Origin of the sequence: Curvibacter lanceolatus ATCC 14669, assembly GCF_000381265.1 — a bacterium.
Classification (GTDB): domain Bacteria; phylum Pseudomonadota; class Gammaproteobacteria; order Burkholderiales; family Burkholderiaceae_C; genus Curvibacter; species Curvibacter lanceolatus.
The window spans coordinates 250,834-267,580 of the sequence record NZ_KB906259.1; the positions used below are offsets into that span (position 1 = coordinate 250,834).

General features: G+C 68.3%; 11 protein-coding genes. 6 read left to right on the forward strand and 5 right to left on the reverse strand.

Annotation, left to right across the window (positions count from 1 at the left end):
- Positions 1 to 61: 61 nt before the first annotated feature.
- Positions 62 to 1,075 (forward strand): Bug family tripartite tricarboxylate transporter substrate binding protein, encoded by a 1,014-nt coding sequence (locus F624_RS0114790; protein ID WP_019575096.1) that lies wholly within the window; start codon positions 62 to 64, stop codon positions 1,073 to 1,075.
- 182 nt (positions 1,076 to 1,257) lie between these two features.
- Here F624_RS0114790 and F624_RS0114795 read toward each other — a convergent pair whose 3' ends face one another.
- Together F624_RS0114795 and F624_RS0114800 are read right to left on the reverse strand one after the other, a co-directional pair.
- A complete protein-coding gene (locus tag F624_RS0114795) occupies positions 1,258 to 2,169 on the reverse strand; it encodes a ZIP family metal transporter (protein WP_019575097.1) in 912 nt (303 codons plus the stop codon).
- A gap of 138 nt (positions 2,170 to 2,307) precedes the next feature.
- On the reverse strand, positions 2,308 to 3,213 hold the full coding sequence (locus F624_RS0114800; RefSeq protein WP_019575098.1) for a dienelactone hydrolase family protein: 906 nt from the start codon (positions 3,211 to 3,213) through the stop codon (positions 2,308 to 2,310).
- A 172-nt stretch (positions 3,214 to 3,385) separates the two neighbouring features.
- Between F624_RS0114800 and F624_RS0114805 the strand changes: the two genes are divergently transcribed.
- Entirely contained in the window at positions 3,386 to 5,443 is a 2,058-nt protein-coding gene (locus F624_RS0114805) for a sensor domain-containing diguanylate cyclase (protein ID WP_019575099.1), read from the forward strand.
- Positions 5,444 to 5,454: 11 nt separating this feature from the next.
- Positions 5,455 to 6,351, forward strand: coding sequence for an NAD-dependent epimerase/dehydratase family protein (locus F624_RS0114810; protein ID WP_019575100.1), 897 nt, complete (start codon positions 5,455 to 5,457; stop codon positions 6,349 to 6,351).
- Positions 6,352 to 6,370: 19 nt separating this feature from the next.
- Here the strand turns inward: F624_RS0114810 and F624_RS0114815 are convergent, their stop codons facing one another.
- Both F624_RS0114815 and polA read right to left on the reverse strand, forming a co-directional pair.
- Entirely contained in the window at positions 6,371 to 8,923 is a 2,553-nt protein-coding gene (locus tag F624_RS0114815; protein ID WP_084679519.1) for a putative bifunctional diguanylate cyclase/phosphodiesterase, read from the reverse strand.
- 136 nt (positions 8,924 to 9,059) lie between these two features.
- Positions 9,060 to 11,927: a DNA polymerase I gene (polA, locus tag F624_RS0114820; protein ID WP_019575102.1), complete on the reverse strand. Its 2,868-nt coding sequence runs from the start codon at positions 11,925 to 11,927 to the stop codon at positions 9,060 to 9,062.
- 33 nt (positions 11,928 to 11,960) lie between these two features.
- Here polA and F624_RS0114825 point away from each other — a divergent pair, with 33 nt between their 5' ends.
- The 3 genes from F624_RS0114825 to F624_RS0114835 all read left to right on the forward strand — a co-directional run bounded on the left by F624_RS0114825 (position 11,961) and on the right by F624_RS0114835 (position 14,229).
- Positions 11,961 to 12,344 carry a hypothetical protein gene (locus tag F624_RS0114825; RefSeq protein WP_019575103.1) on the forward strand — a complete coding sequence of 128 codons (384 nt, stop codon included), beginning with the start codon at positions 11,961 to 11,963 and terminating at the stop codon, positions 12,342 to 12,344.
- An 18-nt stretch (positions 12,345 to 12,362) separates the two neighbouring features.
- Positions 12,363 to 13,325: a homoserine kinase gene (locus F624_RS0114830; RefSeq protein WP_031255080.1), complete on the forward strand. Its 963-nt coding sequence runs from the start codon at positions 12,363 to 12,365 to the stop codon at positions 13,323 to 13,325.
- Positions 13,326 to 13,443: 118 nt separating this feature from the next.
- Entirely contained in the window at positions 13,444 to 14,229 is a 786-nt protein-coding gene (locus F624_RS0114835; RefSeq protein ID WP_031255082.1) for a BPSS1780 family membrane protein, read from the forward strand.
- Positions 14,230 to 14,241: 12 nt separating this feature from the next.
- Here F624_RS0114835 and F624_RS0114840 read toward each other — a convergent pair whose 3' ends face one another.
- Positions 14,242 to 16,707: a UvrD-helicase domain-containing protein gene (locus F624_RS0114840; protein ID WP_019575107.1), complete on the reverse strand. Its 2,466-nt coding sequence runs from the start codon at positions 16,705 to 16,707 to the stop codon at positions 14,242 to 14,244.
- Positions 16,708 to 16,747 lie beyond the last annotated feature (40 nt).

Here is a 16,747-nt window from a genome sequence, read left to right on the forward strand (position 1 = left end):
CCTGTCCTGGGCGGGCGTTCTGCCTAGAATCGCGGCCACAACAACCGTTGGAGACCCGAACATGACCGAACGCCAAGCCCGCCCGGGCGCCGCAACCCCCACCCGCCGCCAGGCCCTCCTGCAGACCGCAGGGGCCCTGGCGGTTTTTTCATGCGGCTCAAGCGTGCAGGCCCAGGCCGGGTATCCGGCCAAGCCTGTGCACTTCGTGGTGGGCTACCCGGCAGGCGGTGCGGTGGACATCGTGGGCCGCACCGTGGGCCAGGCCATGTCCACGGTGCTGGGCCAGCCGGTGATCGTCGACAACAAGCCCGGCGCGGGCAGCAACATCGCCATCAAGTCGGTGATCGACAGCCCGGCCGATGGCTACAACCTGCTGGTGGCCGCCAACGCGCTGGCGGCCAACATGGCGCTGTACCAGCCGGCCCCCTTTGATGCCGAGCGCGACCTGGCCCCAGTGGGCCTGATCGGCCGCGTGCCGGTGGTGCTGGCGGTGAACCCGACGGCCGGCATCGACAGCCTGGCCCAGTTGCTGAAAACGGCCAAGGACAAGCCCGGCAGCGTGAACTACGCCACCCCGGGCAATGGCTCGACCCCGCACCTGGCGGTGGAGCTGTTCGAGCGCGCCGCCGGCGTGCAACTGGCCCATGTGCCCTACCGCGGCGGCGGCCCGGCCATCACCGATGTGGTGGGCGGCCAACTGCCCATGGTGGCGGTCAACGCGCTCGAAGCCGTGGCCCAGGTGCGCGCCGGCCGGCTCAAGGTGTTGGCCGTGATGAGCGCCAAGCGCAGCAGCCTGTTCCCCGAAGCCCCCACCCTGGCCGAATCGGGCTTTGCCGGCTTTGAAGCCTCGGTCTGGTACGGCCTGCTGGCCCCGGCCGCCACACCCAAGCCCGTGCTGGCCCAGCTGAATGCCGCCCTGCAGAAAGCACTGGCCCAGAAAGACGTGCGCGACAAACTGAGCGCCGCCGGCGGCGAAGTCGAACCCGGCAGCGCCGAAGCCTTCGCCACCCTGCTGCACACCGAACGCGCCCGCTACGACAAGGCCATCCGCGCCGGCAACATCAAACCGGATTGAATTGCCAGGGCAGCCGCTCGTGGGAGTGACACGCAGTGCGCGACCGTGGGGGCTGCCGGACTCCTTCTCCCCTCAGCAGACCTGCAACGAAGCGGTCAGCCCGCCGCCGGGCCGCCCCAAGGCGGGCTGGGCCCCCTCGGGGGGCAGCGACCACACGAAGTGAGGGAGCGTGGGGGCCACAGTCAATGCCCATGGGCCAGCCCGCTGGCCCAGGTCACCAGCACGATACCCAGCCCCAGCCAGAACACCTGCGCCAGGGTCTGGCGCGCCGTGAGGCGCTTCTGCAACTGCGGGATCAGGTCGGCCAGGGCCACATAGATGAAGCTGCTGGAGGCCACGGTCAGAAAGTACGGCAGCAGGTCTTCCAGCTGTTCGACCAGGAAGAAACCCACCAGACCGCCGAGCGCGGTCACGGCCCCCGCCAGCGAGACCTTCATCAGCGCCAGGCGCCGGTTGCGGCTGGCGCGGCGCAGCACCACCAGGTCACCCATGTGGTGCGGCACCTCGTGGGCCAGCACGGCCAGTGCCGACACCAGGCCCAGGCGCGGGTCGGCCACAAAGGCCGAGGCGATCAGGATGCCGTCGCCGAAGCAGTGCACGCTGTCGCCCGTGATCAGTGACCAGCCGCCCGACAGGCTGGGGCCAGGCTCCTGGGTGTGGGCATGGGCATGGGCATGGGCGTGGCCCTCATGCTGATGCGGAGGATGCGCTTGAGCCTGGCCAGCGCCGTGCGCATGAACATGGCCTGTGAGTGCCGCCGCTGAACCATGAACATGACCGTGGTCATGGTCATGGCCGTGCCCATGCTCATGCCCGTGGTGCCAGAGTTCGGCCTTGTCGAGCAGAAAAAAGAACACCACCCCGATCAGCAGGGTGGCAAACAAGGCATGCGGGCTGGCCTGGCCTTCAAAGGCCTCGGGCAGCAGGTGCATGAAGGCGGTGGCCAGCAAGGCGCCGGCTGCCAGGCTCAGCAGGTGCTGGGCATTGATGCCGCCGCGCCCCGAGTCCACGCCGGCACGCATCAGAAAAGCGGCCACCCAGACACTGCCGATGCCGGCAGTCAGGGTGGCCAGGATGATTTGTAGCAAAGTCATAAGCAATCGTCGGGCGGGCAGGTCGGCCGCGGCCGGGGCCGGGGCCCCCACATCAGGAGCGGGCCTGCCGCATCAGGCAAACCGCTTGCCCAGGCCCGGCAGGCCAATGGGGCAGTTTAGCGGCTGGGCCGGCCGGGTTCAGGCCACCCCGTGCTGTTTGAACCATTCCAGGGTGCGTTTCCAGCCGTCTTCGGCCGCTTCCTTGCGGTAGCTGGGGCGGTAGTCGGCATGGAAGGCGTGCGGCGTGTCGGGGTAGACCACGAACTGCGAGGCGCGGGCGGCCTCCGGGCCGGCCGCCAGCGCGGTCTTCATGCGCTCCACCGTGTCTTGCGGGATGCCGGTATCGGCGCCACCGTACAGGCCCAGCACCGGGGCCTTGAGGCTGGCCACCCGGTCGATCGGGTGCTGCGGCGTGAGCTCGCTGGGCTGGCCCACCAGGCGGCCGTACCAGGCCACGGCGGCCTTGACGGGCGCGTGCGAAGCATACAGCCAGGTGATGCGCCCACCCCAGCAAAAGCCCGTGATGGCCGTCTTGTCGAGGTTGCCCCCATGGGCGCCCGCCCATTTCAGGGTGGCGTCCAGGTCAGACAGCACCTGGGCATCGGGCACCTTGGACACCAGCTCACTCATCAGGCGGGCCATGTCGGTGTATTTGGAAGCGTCACCCTGGCGGCTGTACAGCTCGGGCGCGATGGCCAGGTAGCCATGGCGTGCGAAACGCCGGCAGACGTCGGCGATGTACTCGTGCACGCCGAAGATCTCCTGCACCACCAGCACCACCGGCAGGTGGGTCTTGCCGGTCGGGGAGGCGCAATAGGCCGACAGGGCAAAACCGTTGGCGTCGATGCTCACGCGCCCGGCCTCCAGGCCTTCGGCGGTGGTGTGGATGGCGGTCTGGGCCTGCAGCGGCTGGGCCGCGGCGGCGTAACCCAGCCCGAGGCCCAAGGCCGCCTGCAACGCGGTGCGGCGGCTGGGGCCCGCCACGCCACTCTGGCCGGCCGGCAGCAAGGCCTCGAATTCAGTCTTCAGGTCGTCAGGCAGCATGAAACTCTCCAGGTGATGAGTGAGGTTCGGGTCGGTGAGGCTTGGCAGTGTAGGCAATTCGCACCAACCCTGCCGACAGACGGCCTCAGGGTGCCCCGTCGCAGACCACCCCATCCGTATTTTTGTAACAATTAATGACAAAACACATAGACTGAGCCACCAGCCCCCCGCCATGCCAGCCCACCCCAGCCCAGCCCCCACCCCTGTCCACCGTCTGGGCAGGCCCCTGATCCTGTGTGCGGCCGGGGCCTTGCTGATCCTGGTGGCCCTGGCCCGATCGGCCTGGTTGCTGGCACTGGAACACGACGCGGCCGGCCTCACCCTGTGCGTGCTGGCCATGGTGATGCCCTTGGTCGGCCTGATGTGGCTGTGGCAGCACGTGCGTCTGGTGCACGAGCACAGCCTGCAGCAACAGGCCGAACTCCTGGCCGCCCAGGCACGCTGCGAACGTCTGGAAGGCGCGCTGCGCTGCTTTCCAGACGCCGTGGCCTTGTTCGACGCCGATGACCGGCTGGTGCTGGCCAGCGACCGCTACCGCAGCATGAACCCGGCGGTGGCGCCCTTGCTGCAGCCGGGAGTGCCCTTTGAACAGATCCTGCGCGCCGCCGCGGCCGCAGGAGAAGTGACCGAAGCCGTGGGCAATGAAGACAACTGGGTGCGCCAGCGGCTCAGTCAGCACCAGAGCCTGCGCCAGGACTTTCTGCAGGGCCTGGCCGGCAACCGCTGGGTGCGGGTCAACGAGTGCCGCACGCCAGACGGCGGCCTGATCGGCCTGCGCACCAACGTGACCGACTTCGTACGCCAGCAGCAGGCCTTGCAGGAGGCGCGCAGCGATGCCCAGCAGGCGCGTCGCCTGCTGGTGCGGGCCCTGGACGCACTGCCCGCGGCGCTGGAGATCTTTGACGAGCAGGACCGACTGGTGATTTACAACCGGGCTCTGCAGAACATGTTCCCGCACATCGACTACCCACGCTCGGTGGGCCGGGCTTTCGCCGACATGGCGGCTGAGAGCCTGCGCCACCACGCGGTGGTCGAAGCCGTGGGACAGGAGGAACAATGGCTGGCGCAGCGCCTGCAAAGCCGCGCGAGCATGAGCAGCCGCAGCTTTCTGCAAGAGTTGTCGGGCAGGCGCTGGGTACAGGCCTTCGAGACCCGCACGCCCGAGGGCTATGTGGTGGCGATCCGCCTCGACATGACCGAACAGGTGACACAGCGCAAGGCGCTGGAACAGGCCCAGCGCGAAGGCCAGCGGGTGCGCCAGTTGCTGATGGATGCGCTGGAAGCCCTGCCCGAAGGCCTGGCGGTGTACGACACCGACGACCGCCTGCTGATGTGCAACACCCAGTACCGGGTGATGTACAACGGGCTGGCCCATCTGCTGCAACCGGGCAGATCCTTCGACGAACTGATCGAGTATTCAGTGACCCACCAGCATTTCGGGCAGGCCCCGCAAAGCGGCGAGACCGCGGAAGACTGGGCCGCCCAGCGCCTGGCCTCGCACCGCCAACCTGGCGCCGCCATGCTGGTGCCCATGCACGATGGGCGCTGGTTCCGGGTGCACGAACGCAAGACCGCCGAAAAAATGACGGTGGGCGTCCATGTGGACGTGACCGAGCTGGTGCTCAAGGAGCAGCAACTGGCCCATGCCAACCAGTTGCTGGCCACGCTGTCGGCCACCGATGGCCTGACCGGCCTGCACAACCGACGCAGCTTTGACGAGGCCCTGACGGCCGAGTGGCAGCGCTGCGCGCGCCATGAGCTGCCCCTGGCCCTGTTGCTGGTCGACATCGACCACTTCAAGCTCTACAACGACCATTACGGTCACCTGGCCGGCGATGACTGCCTGCGGCGCGTGGCCCAGGTGCTGAATGCCGACTTCCGCCGCTCAGGCGAGGTGGTGGCCCGCTATGGCGGCGAAGAGTTCGTGCTGCTGTTGCCCGGTATTGCGCTCGAGGGCGCCCGCGAGGTGGCCCAGCGCTGCCTGGAACGCATCCGCACCGAAAACATCCCCCACGCCGCCTCACCGACCAGCCCCCGGCTGACGCTGAGCATCGGCGTGGCCGCCTGGGTACCGGATGGCAAGGCCCACCCGCACCAGGCCCACCGCCTGATCAACGCGGCCGACGCCGCGCTCTACCACGCCAAGCAGACGGGCCGGGCCCGCTACGTCTTGGCCAGCGAATTGCAGGACATGGACGCACGCCCCCACCTGGCGCCGCCTGATCGCTGACAATGCGCTCCATGTACATCCTCCTCACCGGTTCACGCGGGTTCATCGGTCGCACCTTCAAACAGGCCCTGGAGCGCGCGGGTCACACGGTGCTGGGCGGGGTGTCCCCGGGCCGCAGCCCCGGGCCCGGCGAGTGCGTGATGGACTTTGCCCACGACACCCGTCCCGAAGTGTGGCTGCCCCGCCTGCAAGGGGTGGATGCGGTCATCAACACCGTGGGCGTGCTGCGCGACAGCCGCAGCCGCCCCATCGATGCGGTGCACCGTGACACGCCCATCGCCCTGTTCAGTGCCTGCGCCCAGGCCGGCGTGAAGCGCGTGCTGCAGATCTCGGCGCTGGGCATCGAGGGCAGCCCGACACGCTATGCCAGCACCAAGCGCGCCGCTGACCAGCACCTGCTGGGCCTGGCCGCGGCCCCGGGTGGCCCCAGCGCGGTGGTGCTGCGCCCCAGCGTGGTGTTTGGCCATGGGGGCGCCAGCAGCGCCATGTTCATGGGCCTGGCACGCCTGCCGCTGGCGGTGTTCCCCGGCCCGATGCTGACCGCCAAAGTTCAACCCGTGTCGGTGCACGACCTGGCAGAAGGCGTGGTGGCCCTGCTGGGCCCGGCGCTGGAGCAGCGCGGCATCATCGAATGCACCGGGCCCGCCCCGCTGAGCCTGGGCGAGCTGGTGGCCAGCCTGCGGGCCCAATCGGGCCACGGGCCGGCCTGGGTGCTGAGGCTGCCCGATGTGCTGACGGCCCTGAGCGCCCGCCTGGGTGACCTGGCCCCGGCCTCGGTGCCCTGGTGCAGCGAGACCCTGGCCATGCTGGGCAGCGACAACGTGGGCAACCCAGCCCGCTTCGAAGCGCTGCTGGGTCACGCAGCCACCCCCAGCGGTGAACTGGTGGCGCGGGCCTGGCGCCACTGACAGCGCCCAGCGTCCGAACTCAGGCGCTGGCGTCGGCCTGGGGATGCGTGAGCACCCATTGGCGCCACATCTCGGCCATGGGCGCCGGGCGCCCGAACAGGTAACCCTGCCCCAGCGTGCAGTTGAGCGCCCGGAGCAATTCCGCCTGTTCTTCGGTCTCCACCCCTTCGGCAATGGCCGGCACCTGCAGGCCGTGGGTGATGTCGATGAAGGCCTTGAGAATGGCCGCGCTGCGCGCGTTCTGCTGCGCCGCCACCAGAAAGCTGCGGTCGATCTTGATCTCGGTGAAGGGGAACTTGTTCAGGTACGAGAGCGAGGAGTAGCCGGTGCCGAAGTCGTCCAGGGCCAGGCCCACGCCCAGGGCCTGCAGTTCACCCAGGGTGGCGCGCATGACCGGGTCGTCCTCGACCAGCAGGCTCTCGGTGATCTCGATCACCAGGGCCCCGGGTGGCAGCGCGCTGCGCTCCAGCACCTCGTGCACACGGTCGATGAAGTCGGCCTGCACCAATTGCCGCTGCGACACATTGACGTGCACGATGAAGCCCTCGCTCAGCGTGTGCTCACGCATCAACTGGGCCACCTCGACGGCCGCCTGGCGCATCACCCAATGCCCCAGTTCGACGATCAAGCCCGACTCTTCGGCCAAGGGGATGAACTGGGCCGGGCCGATGGCGCCGCGCTGCGGGTGCTGCCAGCGCAACAAGGCCTCCAGACCGCACAGGGCGCCGGTGTCCAGGCTGACCAGGGGTTGAAAGTAGACCTTGAACTGCCCCTGCACCAGCGCCACATGCATGTCGGCCGTCAACTCGGCGGCCAGGCGATTGCGCTCGAGCAGCGACTCGTCAAAGTCGACCCGCTGCCCCCGCTCACCCGACTTGGCCTTTTGCAGCGCCGCGCTGGCAAAGCGCAGCAGGTCGCGCTCAAACGCCACCCCATGGGCCGGCGCACTGACCACGCCCAGGCTGGCGCCCACCAGCACCTCGTCGGTGTCGGTCTGGAACGGCTCGTTGAAGCAGCCCCGCAAGGTGCGGATGCAGGACTCGGTGCGCGCATCGCCCGCAGTCCCGGGCAGCACCACCAGAAACTCGTCCCCCGAGATGCGCCCCACCAGCGCCTCGTTCGGGCAGGCCGAACGCAGGCGCATCCCGATCAGGCGCAGCAGTTCGTCGCCCGCACGCGGCCCCAGCGAGGCGTTGACGGCGCGGAAACGGTCGACCCCGAACAGCAGCAGCGTCACCTCACGCGGCTCAGGCCAGCGGCAGGCCGCCATCAGACCCTCGCGGTTGGGCAGGCCGGTGACGGCATCCAACAGGGCCATGTCGTGCAGCTTGCCCAACTGGGCCCGGATGCGCTGAGACATGGCATTGAAGGCATCGGTCAAGGTGGCAATCTCATGGACGTGACTCGCCTCGACCACGGCCGGAGGGGCCTCGGGGCCGGCCGCCAGCAAAGTGGCGGCGCTGGCGGCCTCACGGATCGGGTGCGCAATGCGACGCAGCACCAGCAGACCCACCAGCAAGCCGGCGCCCGACAGCGACAGCACCAGCACCAGGGCCAGCCGGGCGGTCTCTTTGGCCTGGGCGTTGAGATCGGACTCGGCCACCAGGGCCACCAGGCGCCAGTTCAGGCCGCGCTCATCGTGCAGCAGGGTGCTGCGGCCAAAGTAGCGCTGCCCGCCCTGCTCCACACTGAAATCGGCCGCCTCGGCCTCGCCGAACGAATCGAGCGCGGCAAAACTGGTCTGCACCAGGGGTTGGCGGCTTTGCGCCGCGGTCAGGATCTGCCCCTTCTTGGCCGGGCGGGCCTCTTCCACATGCGAGTGCGCCAGCATGTGCCCCTGCGGGTCCACCACATAGGCCAGGGCCGAGGGGTGGTCCTGCATCAGCGGCAGGCGGCGCAGCAGCGCGGACAGGTCATTGAGCGACACATCGGTGCCCAACACCCCCAGCAGGCGGCCATTGGCACGCAGCACCGGGGTGGTGGCAGAGATCGAGGTGGAGTCGCCAAAGCTGGAGACGTAGACCTCCGTCCAGCGCTGCTGCCCCTGGCGCGCAGCGGGCGTGTACCAGGGGCGCTGGCGCGGGTCGTAACGCTGGATCACGGCCTGCTCGGCCCCTGTTTCCGTGTCGTAGCTGATCAGGCGCTGGGCCGTGCGGCGGTCCTTCAGAAAGGTCTGCAAGCGGCCCTCGGGGCCGATTTTGATGCCGAAGAAATCCCCCTGTTCGGTGCCCAGCTGGATCATGCCGACCTGGGGGAAGTGGGGGCGGTAGATGGACTTGAAGTGACCGCTGAAGAGGGTCTGCACGGCCGTCATGTCGCCGCCCTGGATCAGGTCCTGGCGCGCCAGCAGGTCGGCCATGCTGAGCTGCAGGGTGAAGATGACATGGAGGTGGCTGATCACCTCGGCCCGCATGTGGTCGCTGGTGGCAAACAGCAGGTTGCGGCCACTGGCCTCGATGAGGCGGTCCGAGGTGAGGCGCTGGGCGCCGATCAGGATGCCGATCACGGTCAGGAGCACCCCCCCGAAGGGCAGTGCCAGCGCGACCCACAGCGGCATCCTCCATCTGGCCATGACAACTCCTGAAATCCAGTTCCGAACGGCGTCTGGTGCCGAATTGGCTGATACTAACCAATGAAACGCGTCAAATAAGCAGTTCTCTCATTTTTGCGCGCTCAGCGCACCGCCTGTGGCGCCGAGCCATCGAACATCAGTGCGCCTGGTCCCAGTTGTGGCCCACGCCCACCTCGGCCAGCAGCGGCACCTGCAGGCTGGCCACATGGGCCATGGCGGCCGGAATGGCCTGGCGCAGCCAGTCCAGCTCGGACTCGGGCAGCTCGAACACCAGTTCGTCATGCACTTGCATGATCATGCGGGTGCCGCGCTGCTCGGCATCAAGCAACTTCTGCACCTGCACCATGCTCATCTTGATCAGATCGGCCGCCGTGCCCTGCATGGGCGCATTGATGGCGGCGCGCTCGGCCCCCGCGCGGCGCGGGCCGTTGGGCGAGTTGATCTCGGGCAGGTACAGGCGCCGGCCGAACACGGTCTCGACATAGCCCTGGGCCTTGGCCTGGGCCCGGGTGTCGTCCATGTAGCGGCGCACGCCCGGGTAGCGCTGGAAGTAGCGGTCGATGTAGGCCGCGGCGGCCTTGGTCTCGATGCCCAGGCTCTTGGCCAGGCCGAAACTGCTCATGCCGTAGATCAGGCCGAAATTGATGGTCTTGGCGTAGCGGCGCTGTTCGGTGCTGACCTGCTCCAGGGCCACGCCGAACACCTCGGCCGCGGTGGCGCGGTGCACGTCCAGGCCTTCGCGGAAGGCGTTCAGCAAGGCCTCGTCGCCGCTCAGGTGGGCCATGATGCGCAGCTCGATCTGCGAGTAGTCGGCGCTGGCGATCAGGCGGCCAGCCGGGGCCACGAAGGCCTCGCGCACGCGCCGACCTTCGGCCGTGCGGATGGGGATGTTCTGCAGATTGGGGTCGTTGCTGGACAGGCGCCCCGTCACGGCCACGGCCTGCGCATAGTGGGTGTGCACCCGCCCGTCACGGGGCAAGGCCATCTGGGCCAGCTTGTCGGTGTAGGTGCTCTTGAGCTTGGACAGGCTGCGGTGCTCCAGGATGCGCGCCGGCAGCGGGTAGTCCTCGGCCAGCTTCTCAAGCACCTCTTCGTCGGTGCTGCGGGCGCCGGTGGCAGTCTTCTTGATCACCGGCAGGCCCAGCTTGTCGAAGAAGATCTCGCCCAGCTGCTTGGGGCTGCCCAGGTTGAAGGGCTGGCCGGCGATCTCATAGGCCTCGTTTTCGAGCTGCAGGATGCGCTGGCCCAGTTCGTGGCTTTGCTGCTGCAGGGTGGGCGCGTCGATCAGCACGCCGTTGCGCTCGATGCGGTAGAGGGCTTCGCTGCTGGCGATCTCCAGCTCGTAGATCTCGCGCAGGCGCGGCAAGGCCTGCAGCTGCGGCCACAGCACCTGGTGCACCGCCAGGGTCAGGTCGGCGTCCTCACAGGCGTACTGCGAGGCCCGGTCAATGGCCACCTGGCTGAAGGGGATCTGGTGCACGCCCTTGCCGCACAGGTCTTCGTAGCTCAGCCCGCTGCGCCCCACATGGCGCTCGGCCAGGCTGCTCAGGCCGTGGGGCTTGTGCACCTCCAGCACATAGCTTTGCAGCATGGTGTCGTGCACATAGCCCTGCACCTCGATGCCGTGGTTGGCAAACACATGGCGGTCGTACTTGATGTGCTGGCCCAGCTTGGGCCGGCTGGCATCTTCCAGCCAGGGCTTGAGGCGGGCCAGCACCTCGTCGCGCGGCAGCTGGGCCGGGGCGTCGGTGTAGTCGTGGCCCAGGGGCACGTAGGCCGCAGCGCCCTCTTTCACGCTGAGGCTCAGGCCCACGATCTCGGCGCGCATCGCGTCCAGCGAGGTGGTCTCGGTGTCGATCGAGCTCAGCTCGGCCGTCTGCAGCAAGGCCAGCCAGCGCTCGAAGGCCGGCCAGTCGAGCACGGTGTCGTAGTGCTCGTTGGCCGCAGGCGCCTCGGCCGCCGGTGCCGGATCGGCGAACAGGTCGCCGGTGCCGCCGTCATCGGCGGGCGCTGCGGCCGCCTTGGCGCCTGCCTTGGCAGGTGCCGGGGCCGCAGCCCCGCCCACAGCGCGGGCCAGGCCCTTGAAGCCGTATTGCTCGTAGAACACGCGCAAGGGCTCGTTTTGCGGGGCCTGCAGCGCCAGGGTGGAGAAATCGGGCAGGCCCGGCACCCAGGCCTGCAGATCACAGTCGGTCTTGATGGTGACCAGCTGGCGCCCGGTGGGCAGCCAGCCCAGGGTGTTGCGCAGGTTTTCGCCCGCCACGCCCTTGATCTCGCCGGCCCGTGCCATCAGGGCATCGAGCGAGCCGTACTCGGCCAGCCACTTGGCGGCCGTCTTGGGGCCCACCTTGGGCACGCCGGGCACGTTGTCCACCGTGTCGCCCACCAGGGCCTGGAAGTCGATCATCAGCGAGGGCGGCACGCCGAACTCGGCGGTGACACCGGCCACGTCGCGCTTCTTGCCGTTCATGGTGTCGATGATGGTGATGTGCTCGTTCACCAGTTGCGACAGATCCTTGTCGCCGCTGGACACCACCACCGTCAGCCCCTGGCGGGCCGCGCCCACGGCCAGGGTGCCGATCACGTCATCGGCCTCGACGCCGGGCACATCGAGCACGGTCCAGCCCATCAGGCGCACCACCTCGTGGATGGGCTCGATCTGGCTGCGCAGGTCGTCGGGCATGGGCGCGCGCTGGGCCTTGTACTCGGGGTAGATCTCGTCGCGGAAGGTGGGGCCCTTGGCGTCGAAGATGCACACCGCGTAGTCGGCCGGCACTTCCTTGCGCAGGCTCTGCATCATGTTGATCATGCCGCGGATGGCCCCGGTGGCGGCGCTGCCCGGGTCGCCCGGCACGGCACGCAGGTCGGGCATGGCATGGAAGGCGCGGTAGAGGTAGCTGGAACCATCCACCAGCAGCAGGGTGCGTGGCGCGCTGGCGGCGTCGGCAGCGGAACCGGTCACGGTGGTGGAGGGGTCGGCGGGGTCGCGGGATTCGTCTTGCATGGACGCGATTGTGCATTGCCTACAATCAAGTCCATGCGCGCCCTTACCCTTTCTCTCATTTACCCGCTGGCTGCTGCGGCAGCCCTTCTGTGTGCCCCGCTGGCGCGGGCCCAGGCCCCTGCAGCGCCAGCGCCCGCCGAGGCCTCCGCGGCCTCTGCGGCCCCCATCACCCCGGCATCCCCCGCGGCCCTGAAGGGCGATCAGCGCATCCAGCACATCCACGTGGAAGACAGCGGCAGCAAGGTGGACGAGGTGCGCTACGGCGGCCATACCCAGAGCGTGACCGTGCAACCCAAGGGCACCCAACTGCCCGAGTACGAAGTGCTGTCCAACGACGGCTCGCGCGCGCGCCCCCTGACGCTGGAGGGCAACAACGGCCCGCTGGGCCAGCGCGTGTGGAACGTGTTCAAGTTCTGAAACCCATTTTTCCGACCGATGGCTGTATTTACCGAAGTCTCTCGCGAAGAGGCACAGAAACTCATGCGCCGCCTGAACCTGGGCGAGCTGACCGACCTGCGTGGCATCGAGGGCGGCATTGAAAACACCAACTACTTCGCCAGTGCCGAACACGAGGGCGTCGCCAACCACTATGTGCTGACCCTGTTCGAGCGCCTGACGGCCGAACAACTGCCGTTCTACCTGTACCTGATGAAGCACCTGGCCCAGGCCGGCATTCCGGTGCCCGACCCGCAGGCCGACGCCCGCGGCGAGGTGCTGCACCAGGTGTGCGGCAAGCCGGCCGCCATGGTCAACCGCCTGCAGGGCAAGAGCCAGCTGGCCCCCCAACCCGTGCACTGCGCGGCGGTGGGCGACATGCTCGCCCGCATGCACCTGGCCGGGCGCGACTACGAGCGCCAGCAGCCCAATCTGCGCGGCCTGCCCTGGTGGAACGAGACCGTGCCCGTGGTGCTGCCCTACCTGGAGCCGGCCCAGTCCGACCTGCTGAAGGCCGAACTGGCGTTCCAGAACCACACCGCCGCCTCGCCCGACCATGCGGCCCTGCCGCGGGGCCCGGTGCATGCCGACCTGTTCCGCGACAACGTGATGTTCGACGGCGAGCGCCTGACCGGCTTCTTCGACTTCTATTTTGCGGGCGTGGACACCTGGCTGTTCGATGTGGCCGTGTGCCTGAACGACTGGTGCATCGACCTGCCCAGTGGCCGCCACGACGCGGCCCGGGCACAGGCCTTTGTCGAGGCCTATGCGGCGGTGCGGCCCTTCACGGCGGCCGAACGGGCGCTGTTTCCGGCCCTGCTGCGGGCGGGGGCGCTGCGCTTCTGGATCTCGCGGCTGTGGGACTTTCACCTGCCGCGCGAAGCCGCCATGCTCAAGCCGCACGACCCGACCCACTTCGAGCGCGTGCTGCGCGAGCGCATCGCGGCGCCGTGGCGGCCCTGACGGAGTCAGCCGCCGAGGCGGGCCCCCCAGCCCCCATCGGCCGGCACCTGAGGCCCATCCCGGTTAAATTAGCGCGTCCTGCCCCGCCATCTGGCGCGGGGCGACCACCTGTTGCTCCATGAAACTGAACATCGTTCCCGCACGCACCGGCCTTTTGTGGGTCAAACAGGGCATGAGGGCTTTCTTCAAGCAGCCCATCGCCCTGTCTGGCCTGTTCTTCATGTTCATGGCCGTGATCTCGATGTGCACCATCCTGCCCTGGATCGGCAGCGTGCTGGCCCTGGTGCTGATCCCCGGCGCCACCCTGGGCATGATGGCGGCCAGCCATGAGGCCTCACGCGGGCGCTTTCCGATGCCCACCATCCTGGTGACGGCGTTTCGCGCCGGCCACCAGCAGATGCGCTCGATGCTGGTGCTGGGCGCGCTGTACGCCGCCGGCTTTGTGGGCCTGCTGGGGCTGACGGCCCTGCTCGATGGCGGCCAGTTTGCCCAGCTCTACCTGGTGGGCGGGCGCATCAACGCCGACCTGCTCAATGACGAACGCTTTCTGGGCGCCATGTGGCTGTTCACCCTGGGTTACCTGCCACTGTCGCTGCTGTTCTGGCATGCGCCGGCCCTGGTGCACTGGGACCACGTGCCCCCGGTGAAGAGCCTGTTCTTCAGCCTGGTGGCCTGCTGGCGCAACAAGGGCGCCTTCACGCTCTTCGGCCTGGCCTGGATGGGCGTGCTGACCACCGGCCTGTTGCTGGCCAGCGTGGTGGGCGGCCTGCTGGGCCCGCTGATCGGCAGCACCCTGGTGATGGTGGCCATGCTGGTGCTGTTGGCCATGTTCTTTGCGTCGCTGGTGTTCACCTTCCGCGACTGCTTTGCACTGCAGGCGCCGGTGGTCGACACCAGCGCCTGAACACAGCGCCGATCAGATCACGGTGAGCTTGGCCACGCTCAGGGCCAGCCACTTCACGCCGTGGCGCGGAAAGTTGACCTGGGCGCGGGCGTCGGCGCCACTGCCGTCCACCGTGAGCACCTGGCCTTCGCCGAACTTGTTGTGGAACACCTTCATGCCGGCGCGCAGGCCCTGCGGCGGCTCGGCCTTTTGCGGCGGCAGCGGGGCCGGGGCGGCTGCGGTGTAGGACGAGAAATCGGGCAGGCTGCTGCGCGAGCCGCCGAACGATGAGCCACCGCCTGAACGGGCCCCACCGCCAAAACCGCCTCCGAAACCACCCGCAGAGGGTGCCGAAAACCCCTGCTGCTTGGGCGTGAGCCATTTGAGCGCGGTCTCGGGCAGCTCTTCAAAGAAGCGGCTGCGCAGGTTGTAGCGGGTCTGGCCGTGCAGCATGCGGGTCTGCGAGTGGCTCAGGTACAGGCGCTTGCGGGCCCGGGTGATGGCCACATACATCAGGCGGCGCTCTTCCTCCAGGCCTTCGTAATCGCTCATCGAGTTCTCGTGCGGGAACAGGCCTTCTTCGAGCCCGGTGATGAACACCGCATCAAACTCCAGCCCCTTGGACGAGTGCACGGTCATGAGCTGCACCGCGTCCTGCCCGGCCTGGGCCTGGTTGTCGCCGGCCTCCAGCGCCGCATGGGTCAGGAAGGCGGCCAGGGGCGACAGGGTTTCGCCGGTTTCGGCGTCGGGGGGCAGCGGGTCGTCGGCCTGGATCAGGGGGCGGCTCAGGTCCAGGCCCTGGCTGGCGGGGGACTGGCTCAGCGGCTGGCTGAGCGTGGCCACCTGCTGCTCGGCCGACATGGCCACCGCATCGCGGCCAAAGCCCTCCTGGGTGACAAAGCTCTCGGCCGCGTTGACCAGTTCCTCCAGGTTCTCCAGCCGGTCGGCGCCTTCGCGGTCGGCCTTGTAGTGCTCGAGCAGGTCGCTCTGCGCCAGCACCAGCTCGATGATCTCGCGCAGGGTCTTGCCCTCGGTCTGCTCGCGCATCACGTCGATGCGGGCCACAAAGGCGGCGATGTTGGTGCCGGCCTTGCCGCTCAAGGCGCTGACGGCGTCGTGCAGCGAGCAGCCGGCCGCCCGGGCCGCGTCCTGCAACTGCTCGATGCTGCGCGCCCCGATGCCGCGCGGCGGGAAGTTGACCACGCGCAGAAAACTGGTGTCGTCGTTCGGGTTCTCCAGCAGGCGCAGGTAGGCCAGCGCGTGCTTGATTTCAGCCCGCTCGAAGAAGCGCAGGCCGCCGTACACGCGGTAGGGAATGCCGTTGTTGAACAGGCCGGTTTCGATCACCCGGCTTTGCGCGTTGCTGCGGTAGAGCACCGCGATTTCCTTGCGCTCGAAACCGGGCTCGCTGCCCTGGTCGCGGATGAGGTTCTTGATCTCGTCGATCATCCAGGTGGCTTCGGCGAAATCGCTGCTGGCCTCGAACACGCGCACCGGCTCGCCCGGGCCCTGGTTGGTGCGCAAGGTCTTGCCCAGGCGCTTCTTGTTGTGGCTGATCAGCTCGTTGGCCGAGTCGAGGATGTTGCTGTAGCTGCGGTAGTTCTGCTCGAGCTTGATCTGGTGGCGCACCTGGAACTCGCGCACGAAATCGGCCATGTTGCCCACGCGGGCGCCACGGAAGGCATAGATGCTCTGATCGTCGTCGCCCACGGCCAGCACCGCATTGCCCTCGCCGCACAGCATCTTGATCCAGGCGTACTGCAGCTTGTTGGTGTCCTGGAACTCGTCGATCAGGATGTGGCGGAAGCGCCGCTGGTAGTGCTCGCGCACGGGGTCGTTGTCGCGCAGCAGCTCGTAGCTGCGCAGCATCAGCTCGCCGAAGTCGACCACGCCCTCGCGCTGGCACTGCTCTTCATAAAGCTGGTAGATCTCGACCTTCTTGCGGGTTTCCTCGTCACGCGCCTCGACCATGGCCGGGCGCAGGCCGTCTTCCTTGCAGCCCGAGATGAACCACTGGGTCTGCTTGGCCGGAAAGCGCTCGTCGTCGATGTTGAACTGCTTCATCAGCCGCTTGATGGCCGAGAGCTGGTCTTGCGTGTCGAGGATCTGGAAGCTCTGCGGCAGGTTGGCCAGCTTCCAGTGCGCCCGCAAAAATCGGTTGCACAGGCCGTGGAAGGTGCCGATCCACATGCCGCGCACGTTGACGGGCAGCATGGCGCCCAGGCGCAGCAGCATCTCCTTGGCGGCTTTGTTGGTGAAGGTGACCGCCATCAGCCCGCCGGGCGTGACCTGGCCGGTCTGCAGCAGCCAGGCGATGCGGGTGGTCAGCACCCGGGTCTTGCCCGATCCGGCCCCGGCCAGGATCAGCGCGTGCTCGGGCGGCAGGGCAACGGCCTGACGTTGTTCGTCATTGAGTTGGGCCAGCAGCGGCGAGGCCATCGCGGCGGGCGCCGGGGTGGCGGGCGCCGGCGCGTCGAACAGGGAATTTTGCGGGGACATGGCGCCATTGTAGAAAGCCGCACCCCGGTGGGCGGCGCCG